Raw genomic sequence first — 21,641 nt, 5'->3', positions numbered from 1 at the left:
TAGGCTGTGTAGAACGGTCTTTTTCGCGCATGTCCTGCCGTTATGAAAAAGTTTCCCGCGCCACCCGGTCGTGATGCTCCACTTCGCACCGAGATTTGCCCCGATCGAGCGAACTTCCAGCTACATCGAACCACCGTCGACGGAGACGAGGTCGTGATGAGCACGTTGCGCACTGATGAGGACAAGGGCGGGTATACGGCCGCCGAGGAGTACTCGGCCACCCAGGACGCTCTGGCGCGCTGTCGCCAGTACCGCAAGCACCACGGTCTCTACGGCGTCGTCGATGCGGCGCTGGGACGGATCGTGCTCGAGATCGGCTCCGTCGGCGCGGTGGTGATGCCGTCGACACTGGGCGAACGGGTCCGCGGACTGCTCGTCACGCGCGGCCTGCGCTGCGGGCCGATCATCGCCCATCCGCGTTCCGGCCGCTGGACCTTCCTCACCGGGCCGGTCGACAATTCCTATCTCGACACCGAACTGTTCGCCGAGCTGTTCCGGGTGTGCGCCTCGGTGGCGTTGCCCGGCAGCGATATCGTGCTGCCCTCGCCTGCCGACGAACGCAGCGGTTATCGGACCTGGATGCAGGCGCCCGACGGCGATTTCCGACCGGATTTCGCGCAGATCGTCGCGGCTACCAGGACCAGTGCCAAGTCGTCGACGCTCCTACGCCAGCCCGGTTCTGCCTGAAGCGCTACTGCCCGCCCAGACGCGCGTGCATCTCCCAGACGAGCACCTCGGCGTCGCCGTGCGGCCGGATCAGCTGACCACCGGAACGGGTCAGCCGGACGGCGTCGCCCTGGGACAGCGTGCCAAGACCCTCAACGTCGACCTCGCCGCGTGCGACGAAAACGTGCAGGTAGGGGGCCTCGGAGAGGGTGACACCGGGGTTGTCGGCCGCCATCCTGGCAACGTGCATGGCGGCATGCGAGGAATTGATCGCGATGGCGGTGCGGTCGCGATAGCGGGGTAGACCCGACGCGACCGTCACCAGCTCGCCGCGCGCGAGTTCGTCATCGATCTCGAGCTGCTGGTAACCGGGGTCGACGCCGGGCTCGTCGGGAACCACCCACATCTGTACGAAATGCACGGGCTCGTCGTGGGCGTTGCCGTCCAGGCGCCACGAATCGTTCTTCTCCGAATGCTGGATGCCGGTGCCCGCGCTCATCCGCTGCGCCAGACCCGGGTAGATGACGCCGTTGTGGCCGAGCGAGTCCTGGTGCACGAGGCTGCCGCCGAGGACCCAGGTGACGATCTCCATGTCCCGATGCGGATGGGTGTCGAAGCCCTCGCCGGGCAGCACCACGTCCTCGTTGTTCACCAGCAACAGCCCGTGATGGGTGTTGTCGGGGTCGTAGTGCTCGCCGAAGGAGAACGAATGCTTGGAGTCGAGCCACGGGATCCGCGTCTTCATCCGGTCGCCACCGCGGTGCAGTTCGATCCGCGGCGGTGTCGTCGAGGTGGGCGTCACAAGTCAATTCTGGCACGCGCACGCATTGCCACTAGGGTCGTGGCGTGTCGACTCATCCCCCAGACGGCTCCGATACGGCGGATGAGCAGCCGATCTCGATGCGACAACTCCTGCGCGACAGTCGCGGGATCTTCCGCCGCAATCCCCAGATGCCACGGCTGGCTGTGCTGCGGCTGGCCGCGCAGTTCGGCGACGGCATGTATCAGGCGGCGCTCTCGGGCGCCATCCTGTTCAACCCGGAACGCGAGACCGATCCGCTGGCCATCGCCGCCGGTTTCGCGGTGCTGCTGCTGCCGTATTCGGTGCTCGGACCGTACGCGGGCGCGCTGCTGGATCGCTGGGATCGGCGCAATGTGCTGCTGGTCGCGAGTGTGGCGCGGGCACTGCTGATCGGCCTCGCCGCGATCGGGTTGTTGTTCGGCATCGGGGAGACGCCGCTGCTGATACTGGCCTTGGCGACGGTGGGGATCAGCCGGTTCGTGCTGGCCGGGGTGTCGGCGGCGCTGCCGCGGGTGCTCGAACAGCGCTGGCTGGTGCCGATGAACTCGGTGCTGGCGACGGTGGCCTCGGTGTGTGCCGGGGTCGGCGCGGCGGCGTCGGTGGCGGTGATCGCGCTGATCGGGGCGGGGGACGCGGCCTCGGCGGTCGCGGTGGGATTGTCGGGGATCGGCTCGCTGGTCGGGGTGGTGCTGGCGTACGGGTTCCACCGACATGTGCTCGGACCCGATCACGGATCGGCCGCGACGGAGAGCACCGTGCACGCCATCGCGGTCGGTCTGCGCACCGGCGCGAAGGCGGTGTGGAATTCGGTGCAGGTGACCACGGCGATGATCGGCATCGGCGCGCATCGCATCGTGTTCGGGCTCAACACGCTGATCATGGTGCTGGTGCTGCGTCAGCCTGCCGACGGTGACGAGATGAGCGGTGGGCTGGTCGGATTCGGGGTGGTGATCATCGTCATCGCGGCGGGCATGCTGGTGGCCGCGATCGCCGCCCCGATTCTGATTCCTCGCCTCGGCAGGCCGCGCACCGTGCTGCTCGGGCTCACGACGGCGCTGATCGTGCAGCTCACCTTCGTGACACCGATCGCGCTGGCCACTGGCTCGGCAACCGACAACGCGCACCGACTGCTGCTGGTCGGCGCGTTCGGGCTCGGCCTCGCCGGTCAGACGATCAAGCTGACCGGCGACGCGACCATGCAGATCGACATCGACGACGATCAGCGCGGGCAGGTATTCGCCCTGCAGGACACGGTTTTCAACATCTGCTTCGTCTTGGCGATCGCGGTGACCGCGCTCGTGATCCCGGCCGACGGACGTTCCATCGGGGTGGTGCTGGCCGGCGCCGGTGTCTACGGGCTCGGCATCGCGGCCATCGCGCTCAATTCCCGTCGAGCCAAGGTGGTGTGCTGAGCGTGCCCGCGGGTTCCTCGGCCAGGACCGTCCGGTAATCGACGGTGGCCAGCGGGATGTCGGGGAAGGCGTCGACGCCGGTGTCATAGTCGACCCAGAGCGGGTCGGCAAGGCTCGTGTCGGCCAGTTCGTCGAGGCTCGACCAGTGGTGCACGACCGCGTCGCCGGTTCCGAAGACGTACTCGATTTCGCTCACATCTGTTTGGACGCACGGCAATCGCGATCGGTTCCGGTAAGTTCACACAAGATCACAGGTGTTCCTCGCCGACACCGATACGAGGGAGCCAGATGCGCGCACGACCGGTATCGCACGGAACTGTCTTCGTGGGTGTGGTGCTGTCGGCCATTCTCGCCGTGCCCGCGCAGGCGGGGCCGCTGCCCTGGGTGCCGCCGCCGGTGAACATCTGTGGGGAAACAGGATTCGACCCGGTCAACCGGTTGCCCGATCCGGCCGCACCGCCCGCGCCGGTGCTGCCGCCGAGCATCGATATCCCGGTCTGGGTGCCGCAGCTGACGCCGGTGCCGATTCCCGATCCGCCGCACGATCAGACCCGCGTCGCGCAGGCCCCGCTGCCGTCTGACCCGTGCCGCAATCCGTGTCCGGACGTCCGGGACACGCCAGAACCCGAACCCGAATCCACCGACGAGACCACCTCGACCGGATCAGCGGTCGCGTTGCCGCGGATCAGGATCAACCCCGAGATCGAGCCCATTCCGATCCCGGTGCCGGGCGAGCAGGGCGAACCAGCCCAGGAAGCGCCCGCGCCGGTGATCCGGCCGATCGAGCGCGGACCGCTTGGTGCGCCGGTCGCGCCCGCGAAGGTGGAGTCGGTGCGGCTCGTCGAACAGGTCACCGGACACGGCTCGAACAACCGGACCGATATGCGCTGGCAGGTCGACGGCACCGACCTCGGACTGTTCTGGGAAACCGAACCGGGCAAGGTCGCCATGGTTTTCGGTGACACCTTCGGCGAGGGCTGGGCCTACGGCGGCGCGGGTGCCGACACCGCCGACTGGCGGTCGAACGTGCTCGCCTACAGCTCCGACAAGGACCTGAACGATGGGCTCACCATCGACTCGATGGTGCAGGACAGCGCCTGTCACGCCGCCGAACTCCTGGGCAGCCGCAAGATCAAGAACTGGGAGACCACCACCATCCCGACCTCGGGATTCGCACTGGGCAAGCGACAGTTCATGAGCTACATGTCGGTGAACCACTGGTCGAAGATCCCCGGCATGTGGCTGACCAACTACGGCGGCCTCGCCTACTCCGACGACGGCGGCCAGACCTGGACCAAAGATCAGCACGCCCGCTGGGAGAACATGTTCGGGCTCGGGCGCTTCCAGGTGGCGGCGATGGTGCCGCACGGCGACTACGTCTACATGTTCGGCACGCCCAACGGCCGGATCGGGATGATCGGGCTGGCCAGGGTGCGCAAGGACGACGTGCTCAACAAGACCGCCTACCAGTACTGGGTGGACGGCAACTGGGCGCCTGCGGCGGAGAACTCGGCCACGCCGCTGGTGATGGGTACGGCCAGCGAGCTGTCGGTGCGGTTCGACGCCGAGAGTCAGCAGTGGCAGATGGTGTACCTCGATTCGGCCGCGAACCAGATCGTGTTGCGGACCGCGAGTGAGCCGCAGGGCGCGTGGACGTCGACGGTGCCGCTGGTCTCCACCGAGATGTATCCGAAGGCGTACGGCGGGTTCATCCACCCCTGGTCGACCGCGAAGGATCTGTACTTCACGATGTCGGCGTGGGACAGCTACAACGTGTATCTCATGCACGCACGGCTCAATCCGCCGAGCTGAGCACAAACTTCAGCCGGTCGCCAGGGCGGGCCTGGGCGACGCGATCCACATCAGCGTCCAGGACGACGGCGATCACCGGGTAGCCGCCCGTGATCGGGTGGTCGGCCAGGAAAACGACAGGTTGACCACTCGGTGGCACCTGCACCGACCCCAACGCCACCCCCTCCGACGGCAATTCGCGCGGGATCGAACGCACCAGAGGCGGTCCGTCGGCGCGGTCGAGGCGGGCGCCGACCCGATCCGTGTCGGAGGAGACGACCCAGGAACCGCGGAACAGCTGATCGGGATCGGTGAACCAGTCGGCGCGCGGGCCCGGACAGGCTCGAACCGTGAGCACTTCCGGCGGCAGCGGGACCGGCGCGAATTCCACGGTCGGGAGGGCGCGCGGCGGGGGACCGACCGGAATCTGCATGCCGACCTCCAACGGGTCGGGGCCGATTCCGGAGAGCGTGTCGCGGCTGCGCGAACCCAGCACCTTCGCCACATCGATGCCGCCGCGCACCGCCACGTAACTGCGCAGACCGGTGCTTGCCAGGCCGAGTCGCAGCACCTGGCCCTCGTCGAGTTCGAGCACGCTGGCATGTCCGACCGGCGTGCCGTCGACCGTGGCGGGGGCGGGGGCGCCGGTGACCGCGACGGTGAGGTGGCCGTCGGCACGCAGGGCAAGGCCGCCGAGCAATACCTCGATGGCGGCGAAATTCTCCGGGTTGCCCACCAGCCGGTTCGCCAGTCGCAGCGACCCGCGATCGGCCGCGCCCGCCTGGCCGACGCCGGAATCGAACCAGCCCTGTCTGCCAAGGTCCTGCACCGTCGCGAGCGGCCCCACCCGCTCGATAAAGATCAGCATCCGATCTCTCCCCGATTTGTGAGTCGAGGCGGCGCACCGTTGAGCAGCCCTTGATTTCGCCCGAAGCAGCTATTCCTCGGACACGACGAACTTGACCGCCGAACCCGCCCGCACCAGTGCGGGTGGATCGCGATCCACCGCCCACATTCGCAGATCGGTGGTGCCGATCAACTGCCATCCGCCCGGGGTGCCGCGCGGATAGACCGCCGAATATCCGCCCGCGAGCGCCACCGAACCGGCCGGAATGGCCGTGCGGGCACGCGTTCGGCGCGGCACCGTGAGCCTGCCGTCGGGCGAGGTGAGATAGCCGAAACCGGGTGCGAAACCGACGAACGCGCACCGCCAGATCGTGCCGGTGTGCGCCGCGATCACCTCCGGAATCGACAGGTCGAGCAGCCTGGCCACCTCGGGCAGATCCGCGCCGTCGTAGCGCACCGGGATCTCGACGACCGGCTCGGTCTCAGGGACTGTTCCACGGGAAACATCCGGTGAATCCGCTTGCGGTGGCTCGTGATCCAACCGATCGAGCAGGGCGACGAGCTCGCGGCGAACTTGCACGCCATAGCTCACCGAATGCATCGTGACCAGCACGGTTTCCGCCGCGGGCAGCACATCCTCGACACCGGCGATCGCGTGCACGCGCAGGGCCGAAGCCAAACGCTGCACCGGACGCGGATCGTCGAGGGTGATCAGCATGGCGCGGTCACCCGCGGGTCGGATCCGCGCGTTCCAATCTGTATTCATCCTGCCTCCCACCCCTCAGCTGAACGGCTCCACCGGAATTCCGGCTTCGTCGAGCGCCCCCCGAATCCGGCGGGCCATCTCGACGGCCGCCGGAGAGTCGCTGTGCACGCACACACTTGCCGCAGACACAGCGACCGTCCCGGGACCGTCTACGGTACGCGCGGTCCCTGACAGCGCAAGGGTTGTCGCCTGCGCCACAGCGTCATCGGGCGACAGCACCGCCCCGGCAACACCGCGCGGGGCCAACGAACCTGTTGCAGTGTAGGCCCGGTCGGCGAATCCCTCCCCGACGAAACGCACGCGCTGCGCGGCCCGTTCCAATTCGGTGCCCGCCGGACCGAGCAACGCCAGACCAGGACCACCCTCCGCCACGGCCGCGACCAGGGCGTCTGCGAGCAAGCGATCGCGGGACGCCGCGTGATAGAGGGCGCCGTGCGGTTTCACATAGCGGACCTGATCGCCTGCAGCTCTGGCGAACGCCTGGAGAGCGCCGATTTGATACAGGACCTCGTCGCGCAGGTCGGCCGGGGCGATGGCGATATCGCGGCGACCGAAACCGACCAGATCGCGGTAGCCGACGTGGGCGCCGATCCGCACTCCCTTCGCCACCGCCAGCTCGCACGTGCGGCGCATGATGGTCGGGTCACCGGCATGGAAACCACACGCGATGTTCGCGCTGGTCACGATGTCGAGCATGGCGGCATCGTCGCCCATCCGCCACGGGCCGAAGCCTTCGCCCAGATCACTGTTCAGGTCCAGCGGCATGCGATGCCCTCCGGTCTTCGCGGGTCACTCGCCGGGTAGGTACCCCGGTGAATCGAGCATGAACGCACAGATCCATACCGTTATCACCGGGGCGCTGTTCAGCAGGCGTACACGCGGACCTCGGTGGCCTTCACCGCGAAGAAGGCCTGCGTGCCGATGGTGAGGTGGAGTTGGGCGACGGCGGCGGGGGTCAGGTCCGCGCACAGGCCCGGTGCCTGCGGTGCGTCGCCGCGGACTCGGACGATGCCGCCGCGGTCGGTGATCTCGGTGATGTCGACGGTGAAGACGTTGCGTGGGCTGCCATCCGGGCTCGTGCGGAACACCGACACCGCGGTCGGCGCGAAAACCGCTGCGGCGGGGGCGCCTGGGATGAAGTCACCGACTACGCAACCGTCGACGCCGAGGTCGGCGACGAACACGGTGCCGAAAGTAGGTGCGGGATTGCCGGGGTAAGTCCGCCGTTCAGCCGGTTCGCCGGCAGAACTGCCGGGGTGAGTCCGCTGGGCGGTCGGTTCGTCGACGGCGGCGGCGGGATGGGTCGCTGAACTGGTCTGCTGCTGTGGCGCCGGGCCGGAGTCCGGTTGGGCAGCTGAGTGCCCGGGGGAGCAGCCTGCCACGGTGCGGCCACCGCGTTCAGCCTCAGCACCGGCCGACAACACCGACTCGGCGGCGGTGCCGCGCAGGAGGTTGAGGCCGGCGATCCGGGCAGCGAAGGGGTTTCGGGGGTGCGACATCACCTCGGCGACCGGGCCGGATTCGACGATTCGACCTGCTTCCAGGACGACGAGTCGGTCGGCGAGAGTGATGGCGTCGATGATGTCGTGGGTGACCAGGACGGCGCAGCGGCGGTGGGCGCGGGCGGGTTCGTCGCGCAGGACGCGGCGGAGCAGGGTGCGCATGGCCGGGGCGACGTCGACGTCGAGGGCTGACATGGGTTCGTCGAGGAGGAGCAGGTCGGGGTCGACGGCGAGAGCTCGGGCGAGGGCGACGCGCTGGGCTTGGCCGCCGGAGAGAGCAGCGGGGTGGCGATCGGCGAAGGCGGTGGCGTCGACGGCTGTCAGCCAGTCTTCGGCGATTTTTCGGGCGGTTCGGGTGTTCGCGCCCCGGCTGCGGGGGCCGAAGGCGACGTTGTCGCGCACGCTGAGGTGGGGAAACAGGAGGGGATCCTGGGCGAGAAAGGAGACTCCGCGTCGATGCGGGGGTAGCGCGATGCCTTCGGCGGTGTCGGTGAGGGTGCGATCACCGAGCCGCACCTGCCCCTCGTCGGGAACGATCAGCCCCGCGATCACCTGTAGGAGGCTGGATTTGCCCGCGCCATTGGGGCCGAGCACCGCAAGGACTTCGCCCGGGGCGACTTCGATTCGCACGTCGAGATCGCGGTCGGCGATCCGCGCGGATACCGATAGACCGGTAAGCGGAGTCGACGGCTTGTCGAGCGAGGTCGCGGAATCCGACAGGGCACTGCGCACGCTCGCTGCCCCGACCGCGGAATCCGAGGTCCCGGTCCCGTCTCCCGGTGAATTGGCAGGTCCTCCTTGCGAACCTGATGATGCGCCCGTATCGCTGGCCGTGTCATCAGGTTCGGGCTCGGGCGTCTGCGCGCGGGAATCGTCGGTCACTTCGCACCGCCGATCGCTCGTCGGGTACCGCTGCGCAGTTGAGTGCCGGGGATGGGGCTGGTGCGGCGGTAGGCGAGCAGGACGATCAGGACGGCGACGATGATGAGCACCACCGACAGGGCGACGGCGGCGTCGGGATCGGCTTCGCGCTGGAGGTAGATCTCCAGGGGGAGGGTGCGGGTGCGGCCCTGGAGGCTGCCCGCGAAGGTGAGGGTGGCGCCGAATTCGCCGAGGGCGCGGGCGAAGGCGAGGACGGCACCGGAGATCAGGGCGGGGCGAAGCAGGGGCAGGGTGATCCGCCACCACACGGTGCTCGGACTCGCGCCGAGGGTGGCGGCGATCTGCTCGTATCGACTACCCGCTGTACGCAATGCGCCCTCGAGGGTGAGGACCAGAAAGGGCAGTGCCACAAAGGTTTGCGCGAGAACCACCGCGGTCGTGCTGAACGCGATCTGGATCCCCGCGGCTTCCAGGTGCTCGCCGAGCAGACCGCGCCGACCGAACGTGTAGAGCAGCGCGATACCACCGACCACCGGCGGTAACACCAAGGGCAACAACACAAGTGCCCGCAGTACCGGCAGCCCACGCCATCGCGCCCGCGCCAGCACCGCCGCCATCGGCACCCCGAACACCAGGCACAACACGGTGCTCGCGGTCGCCGTCCGCAGGCTCAACCACAGTGCGTCCCTTGATGCTTCGGTACTGACCAGCTCGACGAACCGCCCCCACTCGACCCCCAACGCCAACGCCGCCAGCGGCAACACCACCAGCGCGAATCCGGCGACAGCGGGCACCAACAGCCAGCGAGGCAGCCCAGCACTCATTCGGCGGCCCTCCGGCCGGTGGCCACCGCTGAACGGCCGCGCGCTGCGCGGCTACGAACGCTCGTCACCACTGCACCCAACCAGCACGCCTCGCCGCCACACGCGCACAACACGCGGGGGTTCACTCGCCCGTCCACACATCGGCACCTACGTTCACGGCGCTCCGAAGCCCGCTGCCGCCAGTGCCGCTCGACCGGTGGGTCCGGTGACGAGTTCGGTGAACTTCTGGGCGGTCGCGGCCTGCTTCGAATCGGCAACTACCGCAATCGGATACATGTTCACCGCAGCTGCCGCCTCGGGGACGGGCACCACACCCACCTTGTCGCCCGCACCGGCGGCGTCGGTGACGTAGACGAAGCCGGCGTCGGCTTGGCCTGAGGTCACCTTGGTGAGGACATCGGCGACCGATGACTCCTCGCTCACGGGGTGCAGGGTGGTGCCTGCGGCGTCGGCGACCTTCTTCGTCGCCCGGCCGCAAGGGACCTGGGGAGCGCAGACGACCAGGGCGGCGTCGGCCAGGTCTTCGATTCCGTTGATGCCCTTGGGGTTTCCCGGTGCAGTGACCAGCGTGAGGACATTGGTGGCGAAAGTTACTGGGGCAGCGGTGATTCGACCACTTTGGACAGCTTTGTCCATCGTCGGCTGATCGGCCGATGCGAAAACATCAGCGGGAGCGCCTGCTTCGAGTTGCGAAGCCAGATCGGATGAACCAGCGAACGAGAACTGCACGTCCACGCCGGGATTGGCCGACTCGAAATCCTTCTCCAGACCGGTGAACACACTCTTCAGCGAGGCGGCGGCGAACACCGTCAGCGTGGATTCATCCGAATTACCGCTCCCACAAGCACTTACGGTGAGCAGCACCAATGCGGCACCGAGCGCGACCCGGCGGATCATTCTGCGGCCTTCTCGACCACCACGGTCGTCGCCTTGACGCTCGCCAGCGCGACGCTGCCCGGTTCGAGCCCCAGCTCGCGCACCGCATCGCTGCTCATCAGCGAGACCACCGTGAAAGGACCGCATTGCATCTCCACCTGCGCCATCACTGTGTCGGTCACCACGCGGGTGACCAGACCGGGAAACCGATTGCGTGCCGAGCTGGCACTACCCACCTGGGTACGTGGCGTGCGCGCCTGGTCGACGGCGTGTTCGGCCAGCTCACGGCCGTCCAGCACCAACCGGCCCGCGGGGTCCTTGGACGCCGTCAGCGTGCCCGCGTCGATCCAGCGACGCACCGTGTCGTCGCTGACGCCGAGCAGATCGGCCGCTTCCTTGATTCGCAGTTTCGCCACTCGATCAGGATAGTTCCGTAGATTCGGACAGAACAAGAGCACCTAACCGCAGTTTCGGAACCAGCCGGTCATGAGATCCCATAATCGGGTCACATTTCATGGCCGACGTGGGCGCGGCCAAGTACGCTCGAAGCCATCATGGCCACGTATTTCGATCCGAAGTCCTGGTCACTAGCGGGCGCTGTCGATATGGGCAAACGTCTGCTCGACCCGTCATGGATCGACCAGTGGCTCGGTTTCACCACGTCCTGGGCCGATCCTGTCGCGGACCTGGGTTCCGGCACCGTCACCGCGCTCATGCCCGACGTGCTGATGACCGTGCTCAGCGAGGGCATTCTCAGCCGTTTCGGCGGCCGGGAGATCAGCGCCACGCTGCTCGGGCACGACCTCACCGCGACCCTCGACACGTTGAAGGTGCGCAGACGCGGCGCTCACTTCCAGAGCAAATCGGTGCTGTCGAACCTGGTCTGGGACTCGCATCCGTTCGACACGGTCACCGTGATCGCGCACGGCGTGCGGCTGATTCCCGGTGTGCCGACCAAGGTTCGGGTTCAGCAACTCGACATCGAGGGCACCATCGGAATCGGCGCGATGGCCGACTGGGTGGACGCGCAGAACCTCGACTGGCGGGTGCGCCTCGACGAGCGCGGACAGATCGTCGCGACGCATCGCACGCGCAAGATGCGGGCGGTCGTCGACGGGCAGGTCTACGACAACCTGCTCACCCTCGATGTCCGCAAGGCCAGTTGGTACGGCATCCGGCTGCCCAAACGCGTCGTGCCCGCGCCCGCATTGCTGCTCGACGATCTGCCCAACCGGGCCAGCATCTCCTACGCGCACCGTCGCGGTGACGTGGTGAAATTCCGGCTCGAACTGCCCGAGACCACCGGCTCGTTCGACCTGACCCAGATCCGCGACGCCATCATCGCGGGCACGACACTGATCGTCTTCTGATCAGTTCTGCTGGGCACCCGATGAGAAGGTCCTCCTGGGCTGCCCAGCCTTTCTGATCAGTTTTGCTGGGCCCACCAATCCTGCAGGGCCGCTTCGGCTTCTTCGCGCGTCATCGGGCCGCGGTCCAGACGCAGATCCTTCAGGAACTTCCACGCCTTACCGACCTGCGGACCCGGCGGCAGACCGAGCAGTTCCATGATCGCGTTGCCGTCCAGATCCGGTCGCACGCGCGCCAGATCCTCCTGCTCACGCAGCGCCGCGATCCGCTCCTCGAGCTCGTCGTAGGTCGAACGCAGTGCCGCCGCGCGGCGCTTGTTGCGGGTGGTGCAGTCGGCGCGCACGAGCTTGTGCAGGCGATCGAGCAGGTCGTCGGCGTCGGTGACGTAGCGGCGCACCGCCGAATCGGTCCACTGCCCCTTGCCGTAGCCGTGGAACCGCAGGTGCAGAAACACCAGGCGCGCAACCTCTTCGGTGAACACCTTCGGGTACTTCAGCGCCCGCATCCGCTTGCGCACCATCTTCGCGCCGACCACCTCGTGATGGTGGAAGCTCACCCCGCCGGCGGGCTCGTTGCGTTTGGTGTCGGGCTTGCCGATGTCGTGCAGCAGCGCCGCCCAGCGCAACACCAGGTCGGGGTCGCCTTCCTCCTGGTCGATCGCCTGCTGCAGCACCGTCAGAGAATGCTGGTACACATCCTTGTGCTGGTGGTGCTCGTCGATCTCGAGCTTCATCGCGGGCACCTCGGGCAGCACGCGCTGGGCCAGACCGGTGTCGCACATGAGGTTGATGCCGTCGATCGGGTGGTCGGCGCCGATCAGCTTGTCGAGTTCGGCGCGCACCCGCTCGGCGGTGATCCGGTCGATCTGCTCGGCCATCTCGATGATCGCCGCCCGCACCCGCGGCGCCACCTCGAACCCCAGCTGGGCCACGAAGCGCGCGGCCCGCAGCATCCGCAGCGGGTCGTCGTCGAACGAATCCTGCGGTAGCGCAGGAGTATCGAGCACACCGTCGAGCAGCGCGTCGATCCCGTTGAGCGGGTCCACGAATTCCAGCGACCCGTCGGCGGCGATCTTGACCGCCATCGCGTTCACCGTGAAATCGCGACGCACCAGGTCACCGTCGAGGGTGTCACCGAAGGTCACCTCAGGATTGCGTGAGACCCGATCATAGGTATCGGCCCTAAAAGTAGTGATCTCGAGCTGCTGACCCTCCTTGGCCGCACTGACCGTCCCGAACGCGAGCCCACCGGTATCCCAGAGATGGTCGGCCCAGCCGCGCATCATCTCCTGCACGACCTCCGGCCGCGCATCGGTCGTGAAATCCAGATCATTGCCCAGCCGCCCGAGCACCGCATCCCGCACGCTGCCACCGACGAGATAAAGACTGTGCCCCCGCTCGGCGAACATCGCCCCCAACGGCGCCAAAACATCATTGAGCTGCCCCAAAGTCACCGCCGCCCCGGCCAGCAGGCGAGCACGACGATCCGCCACAGCATCAGGGACAACATCAGGGGAAACCACAAACAAGCACTTTACCGACGCCGTCGAATCGATTCCCCGCGCGCCCGAAGCCACGTTGAACACAGCTAAGCTGGCGAGGTGTCTCCTCCGGCCGATCGCGCGAACAGTCGACGCCGCCAGCCGCGGCGGCGCGGTTCGGCGAACAACGCCGGAAAACCCCGCATGCGTACCGTCCGGGAAACCTCTGCGGGCGGCTTGGTCGTCGAAGGTCTGGACGGTCCGAAGGAAAAGCGCACCGCTGCGCTGATCGGGCGTACCGATAGAAGAGGCCGACTCCTGTGGTCGCTGCCCAAAGGGCATATCGAAGCGGGCGAGACCTCCGAGCAGACCGCCATCCGCGAGGTCGCCGAGGAGACCGGGATCGACGGGGAAGTGGTCGCCGAACTCGGCAGCATCGATTACTGGTTCGTCACCGAGGGCAGACGGGTACACAAGACCGTGCACCATTTCCTGCTGCGGTGTCTGGGCGGTGAGCTGTCCGATGCCGATGTCGAAGTCACCCAGGTTGCGTGGGTTCCGTTGAGCGAGTTGGATTCCCGTTTGGCCTACGCCGACGAACGCAGGTTGGCCGAGGTGGCGAATCGATTGATCGACCGGATGGAGACCGGCAAGCGATGACGGGTGGACTGATCCGGCTGATCACGGCGGTCCTGACCATCTTGGGTTCGATGACGCTGCTGCCCGCGGTCGCGCACGCTCAAACGGACGAGTCGGGAACGCCGAAGTTTCTCAAGCTGACCCTGGACGCGGTGGCGCCGGGCACCGTCACCACCGGCAGCGACCCCAAGCTGACCGTGTCGGGCACGGTCACCAATATCGGGGACCGGGTCGTCGACGACGTGAGCGTGCGGATCCAGCGGGCGGCCGCGGTGGATTCGCCGAGTGGGTTGCGCAGCTCGCTGCGCCTTGACCAGGTGAACTACGAGGTCACCGGCCCGTTCCAGGATGTGGCGCCGCAGTTGAGTCCCGGTCAGCGCAAACAGTTCTCGGTGAGTATCGCGTTGCGGGCGGGCTCGGAGGCCTCGCTCGGGCTCACCGATCCCGGGGTGTATCCGCTGCTGCTCAACGTCAACGGCGAACCCGCCTACGGCACCCAGGCCCGGCTCGACGACGCCCGCTTCCTGCTCCCGGTGCTCGGGCTGCCCGGTACCGACGGAGAGCCGCCGGTGGGCGCGCCGCCGGAAGGCTCGCCCGTGGCGACCACGATGATCTGGCCGCTGGCCGACCGCCCGCGCATGGTCGCGGGCAAACCCGGCGCGGTGAACGGCCAGGCCGAACTGCTCGACGACGAACTGGCTGCCTCGGTCGGCAAGGGCGGACGGCTCGAACAGCTCGTCGGAGCACTGGAATCGGTGGCGCCCGCGCCAGGCAAGGACAAAGGCGTGGCCGGCTCGGTGTGCATCGCCATCGATCCCGACCTGGTCTCGACCGTGCAGACCATGACTCGCGGCTACCGGGTGCTGGCGAGCCCGTCGGACCCGAGCGGCGCGACCAGGGAGGGCACCGGGGCGGTCAACGCGCAGGAATGGCTCGACCGGTTGCGCGCGCTGGCGGGGTCGATGTGCACGGTGGCCCTGCCGTTCGCGCAGGTCGACGTGTCGGCGCTGGCCGCGGTGAACGATCCTGACCTGTCGGCGCGGGCCCTGCTCGCACCCGCCGATGTGGTCGACTCGATCCTGGGCACGCAGTCGTTGCGCGGGGTGAGCCTGCCCGATTCGGGCAGCATCGACGAACCGGCCGGACGCTTGTTGCGTACCCACGGCTACGGGACGGCGGTGCTCGCCAGCACAGCGGTCTCGAGCGACGGGGTGCCCGCCGAAACCGACAACGCGCTCACCACCGCGCCGACCACGCTCGCGCCCGGTGTCGTCGTCGGTGGGGAACAGGCGGCGCCCGATGTCGTCCGGGTGCCGGGTGTGAGCGTCGAACCGGTCGCCGCGGGGACTGATCCGGCGCTGCGCGTGAGCACCTTCGACATCTGGTCGGCGACCGCGCTGGCCGCGGTCGGATCGAATCCGCCGACACCGTCGTTCACGCCGTCGAAGGTGCGTTTCGACGTCAACAACGACTCGCGGGCGGCCCGGCTGCAGGACGCGCTCGGCGCGATGGCGTGGAGTGCGCTCAATCCGTCGCCGGACCGGCCGCGCTCGCAGTTGCTGATGCCGCCGCAGCAGTGGGGAGCCAGCCGGGAAGAAGGCGTCGCGCTGCTCAAGCACGTCGAACTGCTCACCCGCAACAATCTGGCCGCCCCGCGCAGCTTCGCCGACCTCGTCGCGCAGGCGCCGGACCCGCAACCGTTCGCGCTGGAATATCTGCCGCGTGCCGTGCAGGACGCCGCGCCGGGACGATTCGTCGGGCCGGTGCACGCGCAGGGCGCGCGGGTGACCGAGCTGATGCGCGCGCTGGTCGAACTGCCCGAATCCGAGCTCACCCCGCACGCGTTCCTCACCCCGGCGCGCGAGGATCTGCTGCGCGCGCTGAGCCTGTCCGACCGCAGGGCCGACAACGACACCCTCGCCGACCTGCACGCCCAGCGCCGCATCGACCAGGTGACCCGCGAACTGGACACGATGTTCTCCTCGGTCTCGGTGCTGCCACCGGGCGGGGTGTACACGCTCGCCTCCGAACAGAGCCCATTGCTGCTGGTGGCGCGCAATGAACTGCCCGTCGCGATCCGGGTGATGTTCCGGATCGACGCCCCCGCCGAGACGAACATCACCGATATCGGCGAACAGCTGCTTCCGCCATCCGGGACCCGCTCGTTCCAGATCCCGACCGAGGTGAGCGACAGCCGTAAGCTGGTGATTCCGATCGCCCTTACCACCCCGGAGGGGATCGCGCTAGGAGAGGCGACCTCGGTTTCGGTGCGCTCGAACGCCTACGGTCAGGCGCTGGCCATAATTACCGGATGTGCCGCGATACTGCTGTTGCTGCTGGCCGGACGCCGACTGCTGCGCCGGTTCCGCGGCCAACCCGACCCCGCCGACGAAGGGTTCACCCCGGAGACGGTGGAACGGGCGGGTCGGCTGCGACGCGCACGACAGCGGCTGCGACGGCAGTGAACCCCCGCGCCTGACGCGCGCTACAGGGCACCATGGCAGACAAGGACGAGAGTGGCACTGGTGAGCGAAACGCTCACCGGACCGGCGGGATTCGCGGGTTACGCCGGGTACAGGAGGCATGATGAGCGACGATGATTCCGCTCATCGGCGTGACCACGACGACGACCCGACCCTGCGACGGGCGCCCAGCGCGCCATGGGAACGCGGGATGACGGCCGGTCAGGACGCCGATCGCGACGAGGCCGTGCCACAGGTGGATCGGCGCCCCGGACCCGAGTTCGCCGCGTCACGCGATGGTCGTCCGGTTCAGCCCGGTGAGCCCGGGTTCGATCCGCGAGCGCCTCGTCATCCGGCTGCCGGCCCGCGACCCGGCACCGAACCTCGCCACCCAGGCACCGACCCTCGGCATCCAGCGGAGCGTCGCGGCCCTGAACCTCGGCCCGACGTACCTGGCCGCCAACAGGCCGGTTATCGGCCCGGTTCCGCCGACCCGAGCGCACCTCAGCCGCCTTCGGCGCACCGCACGCCCCGACCTCCGGTACCGCCAGCTCAGCAGGGTTACCGCCCCGAACCGCCGCCGCCCGGCTACCGCCCCGGACCGAATCGCTCCGGCGCACCGCAGCCCCCCGCCGGACCGGGCCGACCACCCCAAGGCCCTGCCGGCCATCCCGCCCCGGACTCGCCACGCCCACCGCACGGCGAACGCCCCGGCCAGGCTCCGAACCCACGTCAACAGCCAGCGAACCGCTCGGGCGAATTCCCGCAGCAGCAACGCCCCGGCGGCGCACAACCTCAGCGCCCCGGCTGCGCACCCCAAGGCCCCGCCGGGGCGCCCGGTCGTACCGGCGAGCCCCCGCGTCCGGTGGGTTTCGACCGCGACGGCCGTCCGATCCGTCCGCAACCGCAAGGCCCCGGTGCCGAACCACAGCGGCCCGGACCTCGTCCGAACCCATCAGGCGAGTTTCCCCAGCAGCGTCCCAACCCGGCTGGTCCCGGCCCTGACGGATTCGCCGCGCGCCGACCCAGCCCTGGTGTCGAACCGGTCGCCCCCGCGCGGCCCGGTCCCGGCGCGAACCCGTCGGGCGAATTCCTGCGACAGCAACGCCCTGGCGCCGGTCCCGGACCGGACGCCCCTCGCCGACCCGGTCCCGACGCGAGTCCGTCGGGTGAGTTCCCGCAGCAGCGCCCGGGTCCGCCGCGCGGGTCGCAGTCCGGTGCGATTGCGCGCCAGGCTCGTCCCGAACAGGCCCGACGGCAGGGTCCGCCGGAACCGACTCGGCCCGCGCCGCCGCGCGGGAGTTTTCCGGGGATGCCCGCTACGCCCGTCGGGCACCATTCCGCGCGATCGGAACGTGAGCAGGGCGCCGGCATCGTCGATGACCGGCGCGCGCCCGGAGAGGAGCGGACGCAGGTCATCGCCCGGCCCAAGAAGGTGGCGGTGGCCGAGAAGGTCGGCGCCGCCCCGATGAGTGCCAACGCGAAGCTGCTCAAGGACTCGGGTTCGATCGCCGTCGCGACGCTGATCAGCCGGATCACCGGGTTCGCCAAGCAGCTGTTGCTGCTGACCGTGCTCGGCCCGGCCATCGCCAGTGCGTTCATCTCGGCGAACCTGATCCCGAACATGATCGCCGAGCTCGTCCTCGGCGCCGTACTCACCGCCATCGTCGTGCCGACCCTGATCCGCGCCGAACAGGAGGACGCCGACAACGGCGCCGCGTTCGTGCGCAGATTGGTGACAGCGGCCTTCACGGTGCTGTTCGTCGCAACGGTGCTGACCTTGGCGGCCACGCCGATCCTGGCCGGTCACGTGCTCGTATCGGCCGACGGCAAGGTGAACACGAACCTCACCGTCGCGCTGACGTATCTGCTGGCACCGGCGCTGCTCTTCTACGGCATGTCCGCGCTGTTCACCGCGATCCTCAACACCAGGCAGGCCTTCAAGCCAGGTGCTTGGGCCCCGGTGATGAACAATGTGGTCGCCCTGACCGTGCTCGCGGTCTACGCGCTGACGCCCGGCGAGATCACCCTCGATCCGGTGCGGATGAGCGATCCGAAACTGCTGGTCCTCGGCCTCGGCATCACGGCGGGTGTCGCGACACAGGCGCTGTGTCTGCTGCCCGCGATCCGCAGGCACGGAATCAATCTGCGTCCGCTGTGGGGCGTCGACGCGCGCCTCAAACAGTTCGGCAAGATGGGCATCGCGATCATCCTGTACGTGCTGATCAGCCAGATCGGCCTGGTGGTCGCGAACAATATCGCCTCCCAGGCCGACGAGGCGGGTCCGGCGATCTTCGCGAACGCGTGGGCGCTGTTGCAGCTGCCCTACGGCGTGATCGGGGTAACCCTGCTCACCGCGATCATGCCGAGACTGAGCCGCAGCGCCGCCGACGACGACACCCCCGCGGTGGTCGACGACCTGTCCGTGGCCACTCGACTCACGATGATCGCGCTGCTCCCGATCGTCACCTTCATGACCCTGGCGGGCCCGGAGATCGGCGAGGCCCTGTACGGCTACGCACGGTTCTCCGGGGACGCCGAACGCCTCGGCGACGCCGTGAGCTGGTCGGCGTTCTCGCTCATCCCGTATTCGCTCGTGCTCATCCACCTGCGGGTGTTCTACGCGCGCGAACAGGCATGGACGCCGACCTGGATCATCCTCGGCATCACGGCGATCAAGATCGTGGTCTCGGCGCTGGCACCGGTCATCGCCCGCGACAGCGACGACGTGGTGATCATCCTCGGTGTCGCTACCGGCCTCGGCTTCACCGCGGGCGCGGTGATCGGTGGCGTGCTGCTGCATCGCAGCCTCGGCGACTTGCGGATGGTCAATGTCGGCCGAACTGTGACCAGAGTGTTGCTGGCCTCGATCGCGGGCGGCGCGGTGATGCTGATCATCGACACCGTGATCGGACTCGACCGCCTCTCCGGCGGCGCGGGCTCGCTGCTGCGCGTCTTCGTGGATGCGCTGGTGATGTTCTCGGTGACCTTCGGTCTGATGCGTCTGGTCGGAATCCCCGAGGTCGTCGCGATCACCGTCGCGATCTCGCGCAGGCTCGGCATCACCCCGCCCGCGCCGGATCTCGGACTCGATGACACCCCGTCCGACGACATCTACGCGACCACCGTCCTTCGCCGTCCCGATACCTATGGATTCCCCGCATACGGGCAGTCTTTGGACACCCAGACCATGGTGTTGCCCGTCATTCGACCGGGCGCTGTTGACAACACCGGTCAAGCACAGTTCCCGTACGCTGTTCCGCAGACCGACACGGGTTTTCAGGCCGAAGGAGGACCGAGGGTGAGCGATGACGCGGTGGGCGGCGTCCCAGCCGCTGATTCTGCGGCGCGCGCGGCAGCAGGAATGTCCACCGAGGTCGGGCCCGATGCTCCGAACTCGGCGGGGTCCGAGCAGACCGACGCGCCAGACGAACGCGACAGTAAGAAGGAAGACGCGCGTTCGGCCATGCCGCCGCACGATCCGACACACGACACCGGCATGTTGCCGATCCCACCCCAGGTGCCCCCGAGCGCCGCGGCGAACCGCGCGCAACGCGGTCCCAAGCTCATTCCCGGCGCGTCCGTGGCGGGTGGCCGCTACCGGTTGCTGGCCGGTCACGGTGGGGCGCGTGGGCTGAAGTTCTGGCAGGCCCTCGACATCAAGCTCGATCGCGAGGTCGCGCTGACCTTCGTCGACGCCGACCAGAGCGCCAGCGAGAACTCCGGACACGACGGCCCGCAGGCGGTGCTTTCGCGCACGCTGCGCCTGGGCCGGATCAATTCGCCCGGCCTGGCCAGGGTGCTGGACGTGGTCCGCGGCAGCTCCGGCGGCATCGTGGTGGCCGAGTGGACCCCCGGTCGTTCGCTGCGTGAGATGGCCGAGACCGTGCCGTCGCCGATCGGCGCGGCCAGGGCCATCAGGGCGCTCGCCTCGGCGGCCGAACTCGCCCACCGTGGCGGCGGTTCGCTGTCGATCGATCATCCCGACCGGATCCGGATCAGTGCCTCCGGTGACGCCGTTCTCGCGTTCCCCGGCACGCTCGGCGATTCCGATGCCCAAGGCGATGTCCGTGGCCTCGGCGCGATGCTCTACGCCCTGATCACCGCGCGCTGGCCGATTCGCGTCGGCGGCGTCACCGGCTCGGCGGCCACCATCGGTGGGCTGCGCCTTGCCGATTTCGGGCCCGACGGCACGCCGGTGGAACCGCGGCAGATCCGGCCGGAGGTGCCGTTCGAGATCTCGGCCGTCGCGGTTCGCTCGCTGGAATCCAACAAGGGTGTGCGCACCGCCGCCACCGTGCAGCATGTGCTCGAGCAGGCCTCGGTCGTGGATCAGAAGACCGATTTCATTCCGGTCTTACGACTGGGTCAGCGGGCGGTTGCCCCCGGCGCCGATTCGCTCGCCGACCCGGAACTGCTGGCTGCCGAGCGCGAACGCTCCAAGCGGATGATGTGGATCATGGTCGGCCTCGGCGTGCTGGCCGCGCTGGTGGTCGGCGTGCTGATCTGGTGGATGGTGAGTATCTTCGCGCCCGGCGCGTCGGACAAGCCCCTCGACCAGCAGATCAATATCGGGCTCACCTCCAGCGTGGCGCCACCGGCCGCGAGCGCACCGCCCAACTCCGAACCCGTGGCGCCGCCGACGAGTGTGCCGGTGCCGGTCACCGGCGCCACGGTGTTCTCCCCGGAGGGCACCCCCGACGGTGCCGCGGCGGCGGGCGCGGTGCTCGACAACAACGCGACGACGCTGTGGCGCACCGATCAGTACTTCCAGCAGTTCCCCGCCCTCAAGAAGGGCGTGGGGCTGCTGGCCACGCTGCCGACCCCGGCCAAGCTCACCAATGTGTCGATCACCTCACCCAGCGCGGGCAGCACCGTCGAGATCCGCACCTCGCCCACCGAGGCGCCGACGCTCGACCAGACTCAGCTGATCGGTTCGGCCAAGCTCGGCGACGGGGTCACCGACATCGCCGTGCAGACCGATCAGGCCGCTCGTTTCGTGCTCGTGTGGATTACCGGACTGGCGAATTCGGGCGGTCAGTTCCAGACCGCGATCGCCGACGTCCGCTTCGACGCGGCCCCGTAGCCGCGCCCTCCCACCTCCTGCGATCTGCGCAGGTGGTCGATCATTTCCGCGACTGTCGCCGAACTCGAGCGAACCGTGGTCCGGTTGGTGCGTAATTGTTATCAACGATATGATCGCCCCGCGCTCTCGGCTGAGAGTTACCCAGGATTTGTCGATGTCGATCCTGGACGCCGCGTAGTAGTCAGGTGATGGATCGGCCTTGTTTCGCCGACTTGAAGTCGCCGTAACGAGCGCTGTCC

General features: G+C 68.4%; 17 protein-coding genes. 7 read left to right on the top strand and 10 right to left on the bottom strand.

Features of this window, described 5'->3' with window-relative positions; genetic code table 11:
• Positions 1 to 156: 156 nt before the first annotated feature.
• On the top strand, positions 157 to 687 hold the full coding sequence (locus tag ACFW6D_RS18115) for a hypothetical protein (protein WP_379329484.1): 531 nt from the start codon (positions 157 to 159) through the stop codon (positions 685 to 687).
• 4 nt (positions 688 to 691) lie between these two features.
• On the opposite strand, the gene ACFW6D_RS18110 is transcribed toward ACFW6D_RS18115, so the two are convergent.
• Complete coding sequence (locus ACFW6D_RS18110; protein ID WP_379329565.1) at positions 692 to 1,411, bottom strand: pirin family protein; 720 nt, start codon at positions 1,409 to 1,411, stop codon at positions 692 to 694.
• A gap of 155 nt (positions 1,412 to 1,566) precedes the next feature.
• Here ACFW6D_RS18110 and ACFW6D_RS18105 point away from each other — a divergent pair, with 155 nt between their 5' ends.
• On the top strand, positions 1,567 to 2,880 hold the full coding sequence (locus ACFW6D_RS18105; protein WP_379329563.1) for an MFS transporter: 1,314 nt from the start codon (positions 1,567 to 1,569) through the stop codon (positions 2,878 to 2,880).
• Here ACFW6D_RS18105 and ACFW6D_RS18100 read toward each other — a convergent pair.
• Positions 2,849 to 3,076 (bottom strand): hypothetical protein, encoded by a 228-nt coding sequence (locus tag ACFW6D_RS18100; RefSeq protein WP_379329482.1) that lies wholly within the window; start codon positions 3,074 to 3,076, stop codon positions 2,849 to 2,851. The two genes, ACFW6D_RS18105 and ACFW6D_RS18100, sit on opposite strands and share 32 nt — an antisense overlap.
• A gap of 92 nt (positions 3,077 to 3,168) precedes the next feature.
• On the opposite strand from ACFW6D_RS18100, the gene ACFW6D_RS18095 reads away from it, so the two are divergent.
• The gene (locus tag ACFW6D_RS18095; RefSeq protein WP_379329480.1) at positions 3,169 to 4,692 is read left to right on the top strand and encodes a DUF4185 domain-containing protein; all 1,524 of its coding nucleotides are present in this window, start codon (positions 3,169 to 3,171) and stop codon (positions 4,690 to 4,692) included.
• On the opposite strand, the gene ACFW6D_RS18090 is transcribed toward ACFW6D_RS18095, so the two are convergent.
• The 7 genes from ACFW6D_RS18090 to ACFW6D_RS18060 all read right to left on the bottom strand — a co-directional run bounded on the left by ACFW6D_RS18090 (position 4,676) and on the right by ACFW6D_RS18060 (position 10,783).
• Positions 4,676 to 5,539 (bottom strand): biotin-dependent carboxyltransferase family protein, encoded by an 864-nt coding sequence (locus ACFW6D_RS18090; protein ID WP_379329478.1) that lies wholly within the window; start codon positions 5,537 to 5,539, stop codon positions 4,676 to 4,678. The genes ACFW6D_RS18095 and ACFW6D_RS18090 overlap by 17 nt on opposite strands.
• 69 nt (positions 5,540 to 5,608) lie before the next feature.
• Complete coding sequence (locus ACFW6D_RS18085; protein ID WP_379329476.1) at positions 5,609 to 6,283, bottom strand: allophanate hydrolase subunit 1; 675 nt, start codon at positions 6,281 to 6,283, stop codon at positions 5,609 to 5,611.
• Positions 6,284 to 6,298: 15 nt separating this feature from the next.
• On the bottom strand, positions 6,299 to 7,048 hold the full coding sequence (locus ACFW6D_RS18080) for a LamB/YcsF family protein (protein ID WP_379329474.1): 750 nt from the start codon (positions 7,046 to 7,048) through the stop codon (positions 6,299 to 6,301).
• A gap of 98 nt (positions 7,049 to 7,146) precedes the next feature.
• A complete protein-coding gene (locus tag ACFW6D_RS18075) occupies positions 7,147 to 8,517 on the bottom strand; it encodes a sulfate/molybdate ABC transporter ATP-binding protein (protein WP_379329472.1) in 1,371 nt (456 codons plus the stop codon).
• A gap of 146 nt (positions 8,518 to 8,663) precedes the next feature.
• Positions 8,664 to 9,491 carry an ABC transporter permease gene (locus tag ACFW6D_RS18070; RefSeq protein ID WP_379329470.1) on the bottom strand — a complete coding sequence of 276 codons (828 nt, stop codon included), beginning with the start codon at positions 9,489 to 9,491 and terminating at the stop codon, positions 8,664 to 8,666.
• Between the two features lie 153 nt (positions 9,492 to 9,644).
• Positions 9,645 to 10,388: a molybdate ABC transporter substrate-binding protein gene (gene modA, locus ACFW6D_RS18065; protein ID WP_379329468.1), complete on the bottom strand. Its 744-nt coding sequence runs from the start codon at positions 10,386 to 10,388 to the stop codon at positions 9,645 to 9,647.
• The gene (locus ACFW6D_RS18060) at positions 10,385 to 10,783 is read right to left on the bottom strand and encodes a molybdopterin-binding protein (protein WP_379329466.1); all 399 of its coding nucleotides are present in this window, start codon (positions 10,781 to 10,783) and stop codon (positions 10,385 to 10,387) included. Before ACFW6D_RS18060 ends, modA begins: the two co-directional genes overlap by 4 nt.
• A gap of 138 nt (positions 10,784 to 10,921) precedes the next feature.
• Between ACFW6D_RS18060 and ACFW6D_RS18055 the strand changes: the two genes are divergently transcribed.
• Positions 10,922 to 11,737, top strand: coding sequence for a hypothetical protein (locus ACFW6D_RS18055; RefSeq protein WP_379329464.1), 816 nt, complete (start codon positions 10,922 to 10,924; stop codon positions 11,735 to 11,737).
• A 56-nt stretch (positions 11,738 to 11,793) separates the two neighbouring features.
• Here the strand turns inward: ACFW6D_RS18055 and ACFW6D_RS18050 are convergent, their stop codons facing one another.
• On the bottom strand, positions 11,794 to 13,257 hold the full coding sequence (locus ACFW6D_RS18050) for a CCA tRNA nucleotidyltransferase (RefSeq protein WP_379329462.1): 1,464 nt from the start codon (positions 13,255 to 13,257) through the stop codon (positions 11,794 to 11,796).
• A 162-nt stretch (positions 13,258 to 13,419) separates the two neighbouring features.
• Here ACFW6D_RS18050 and ACFW6D_RS18045 point away from each other — a divergent pair, with 162 nt between their 5' ends.
• From ACFW6D_RS18045 to ACFW6D_RS18035, 3 genes are all read left to right on the top strand, one after another.
• A complete protein-coding gene (locus ACFW6D_RS18045) occupies positions 13,420 to 13,875 on the top strand; it encodes an NUDIX hydrolase (RefSeq protein WP_379237306.1) in 456 nt (151 codons plus the stop codon).
• Complete coding sequence (locus ACFW6D_RS18040) at positions 13,872 to 16,319, top strand: DUF6049 family protein (protein WP_379329460.1); 2,448 nt, start codon at positions 13,872 to 13,874, stop codon at positions 16,317 to 16,319. Before ACFW6D_RS18045 ends, ACFW6D_RS18040 begins: the two co-directional genes overlap by 4 nt.
• 1,309 nt (positions 16,320 to 17,628) lie before the next feature.
• Positions 17,629 to 21,402, top strand: coding sequence for a murein biosynthesis integral membrane protein MurJ (locus tag ACFW6D_RS18035; RefSeq protein ID WP_379329458.1), 3,774 nt, complete (start codon positions 17,629 to 17,631; stop codon positions 21,400 to 21,402).
• Positions 21,403 to 21,641 lie beyond the last annotated feature (239 nt).

It is taken from the genome of Nocardia sp. NPDC058705 (assembly GCF_042749305.1).
Classification (GTDB): Bacteria; Actinomycetota; Actinomycetes; order Mycobacteriales; family Mycobacteriaceae; genus Nocardia.
Note: the sequence above shows the minus strand (reverse complement) of the source record. Positions and strands in the feature narration are given on the sequence as shown.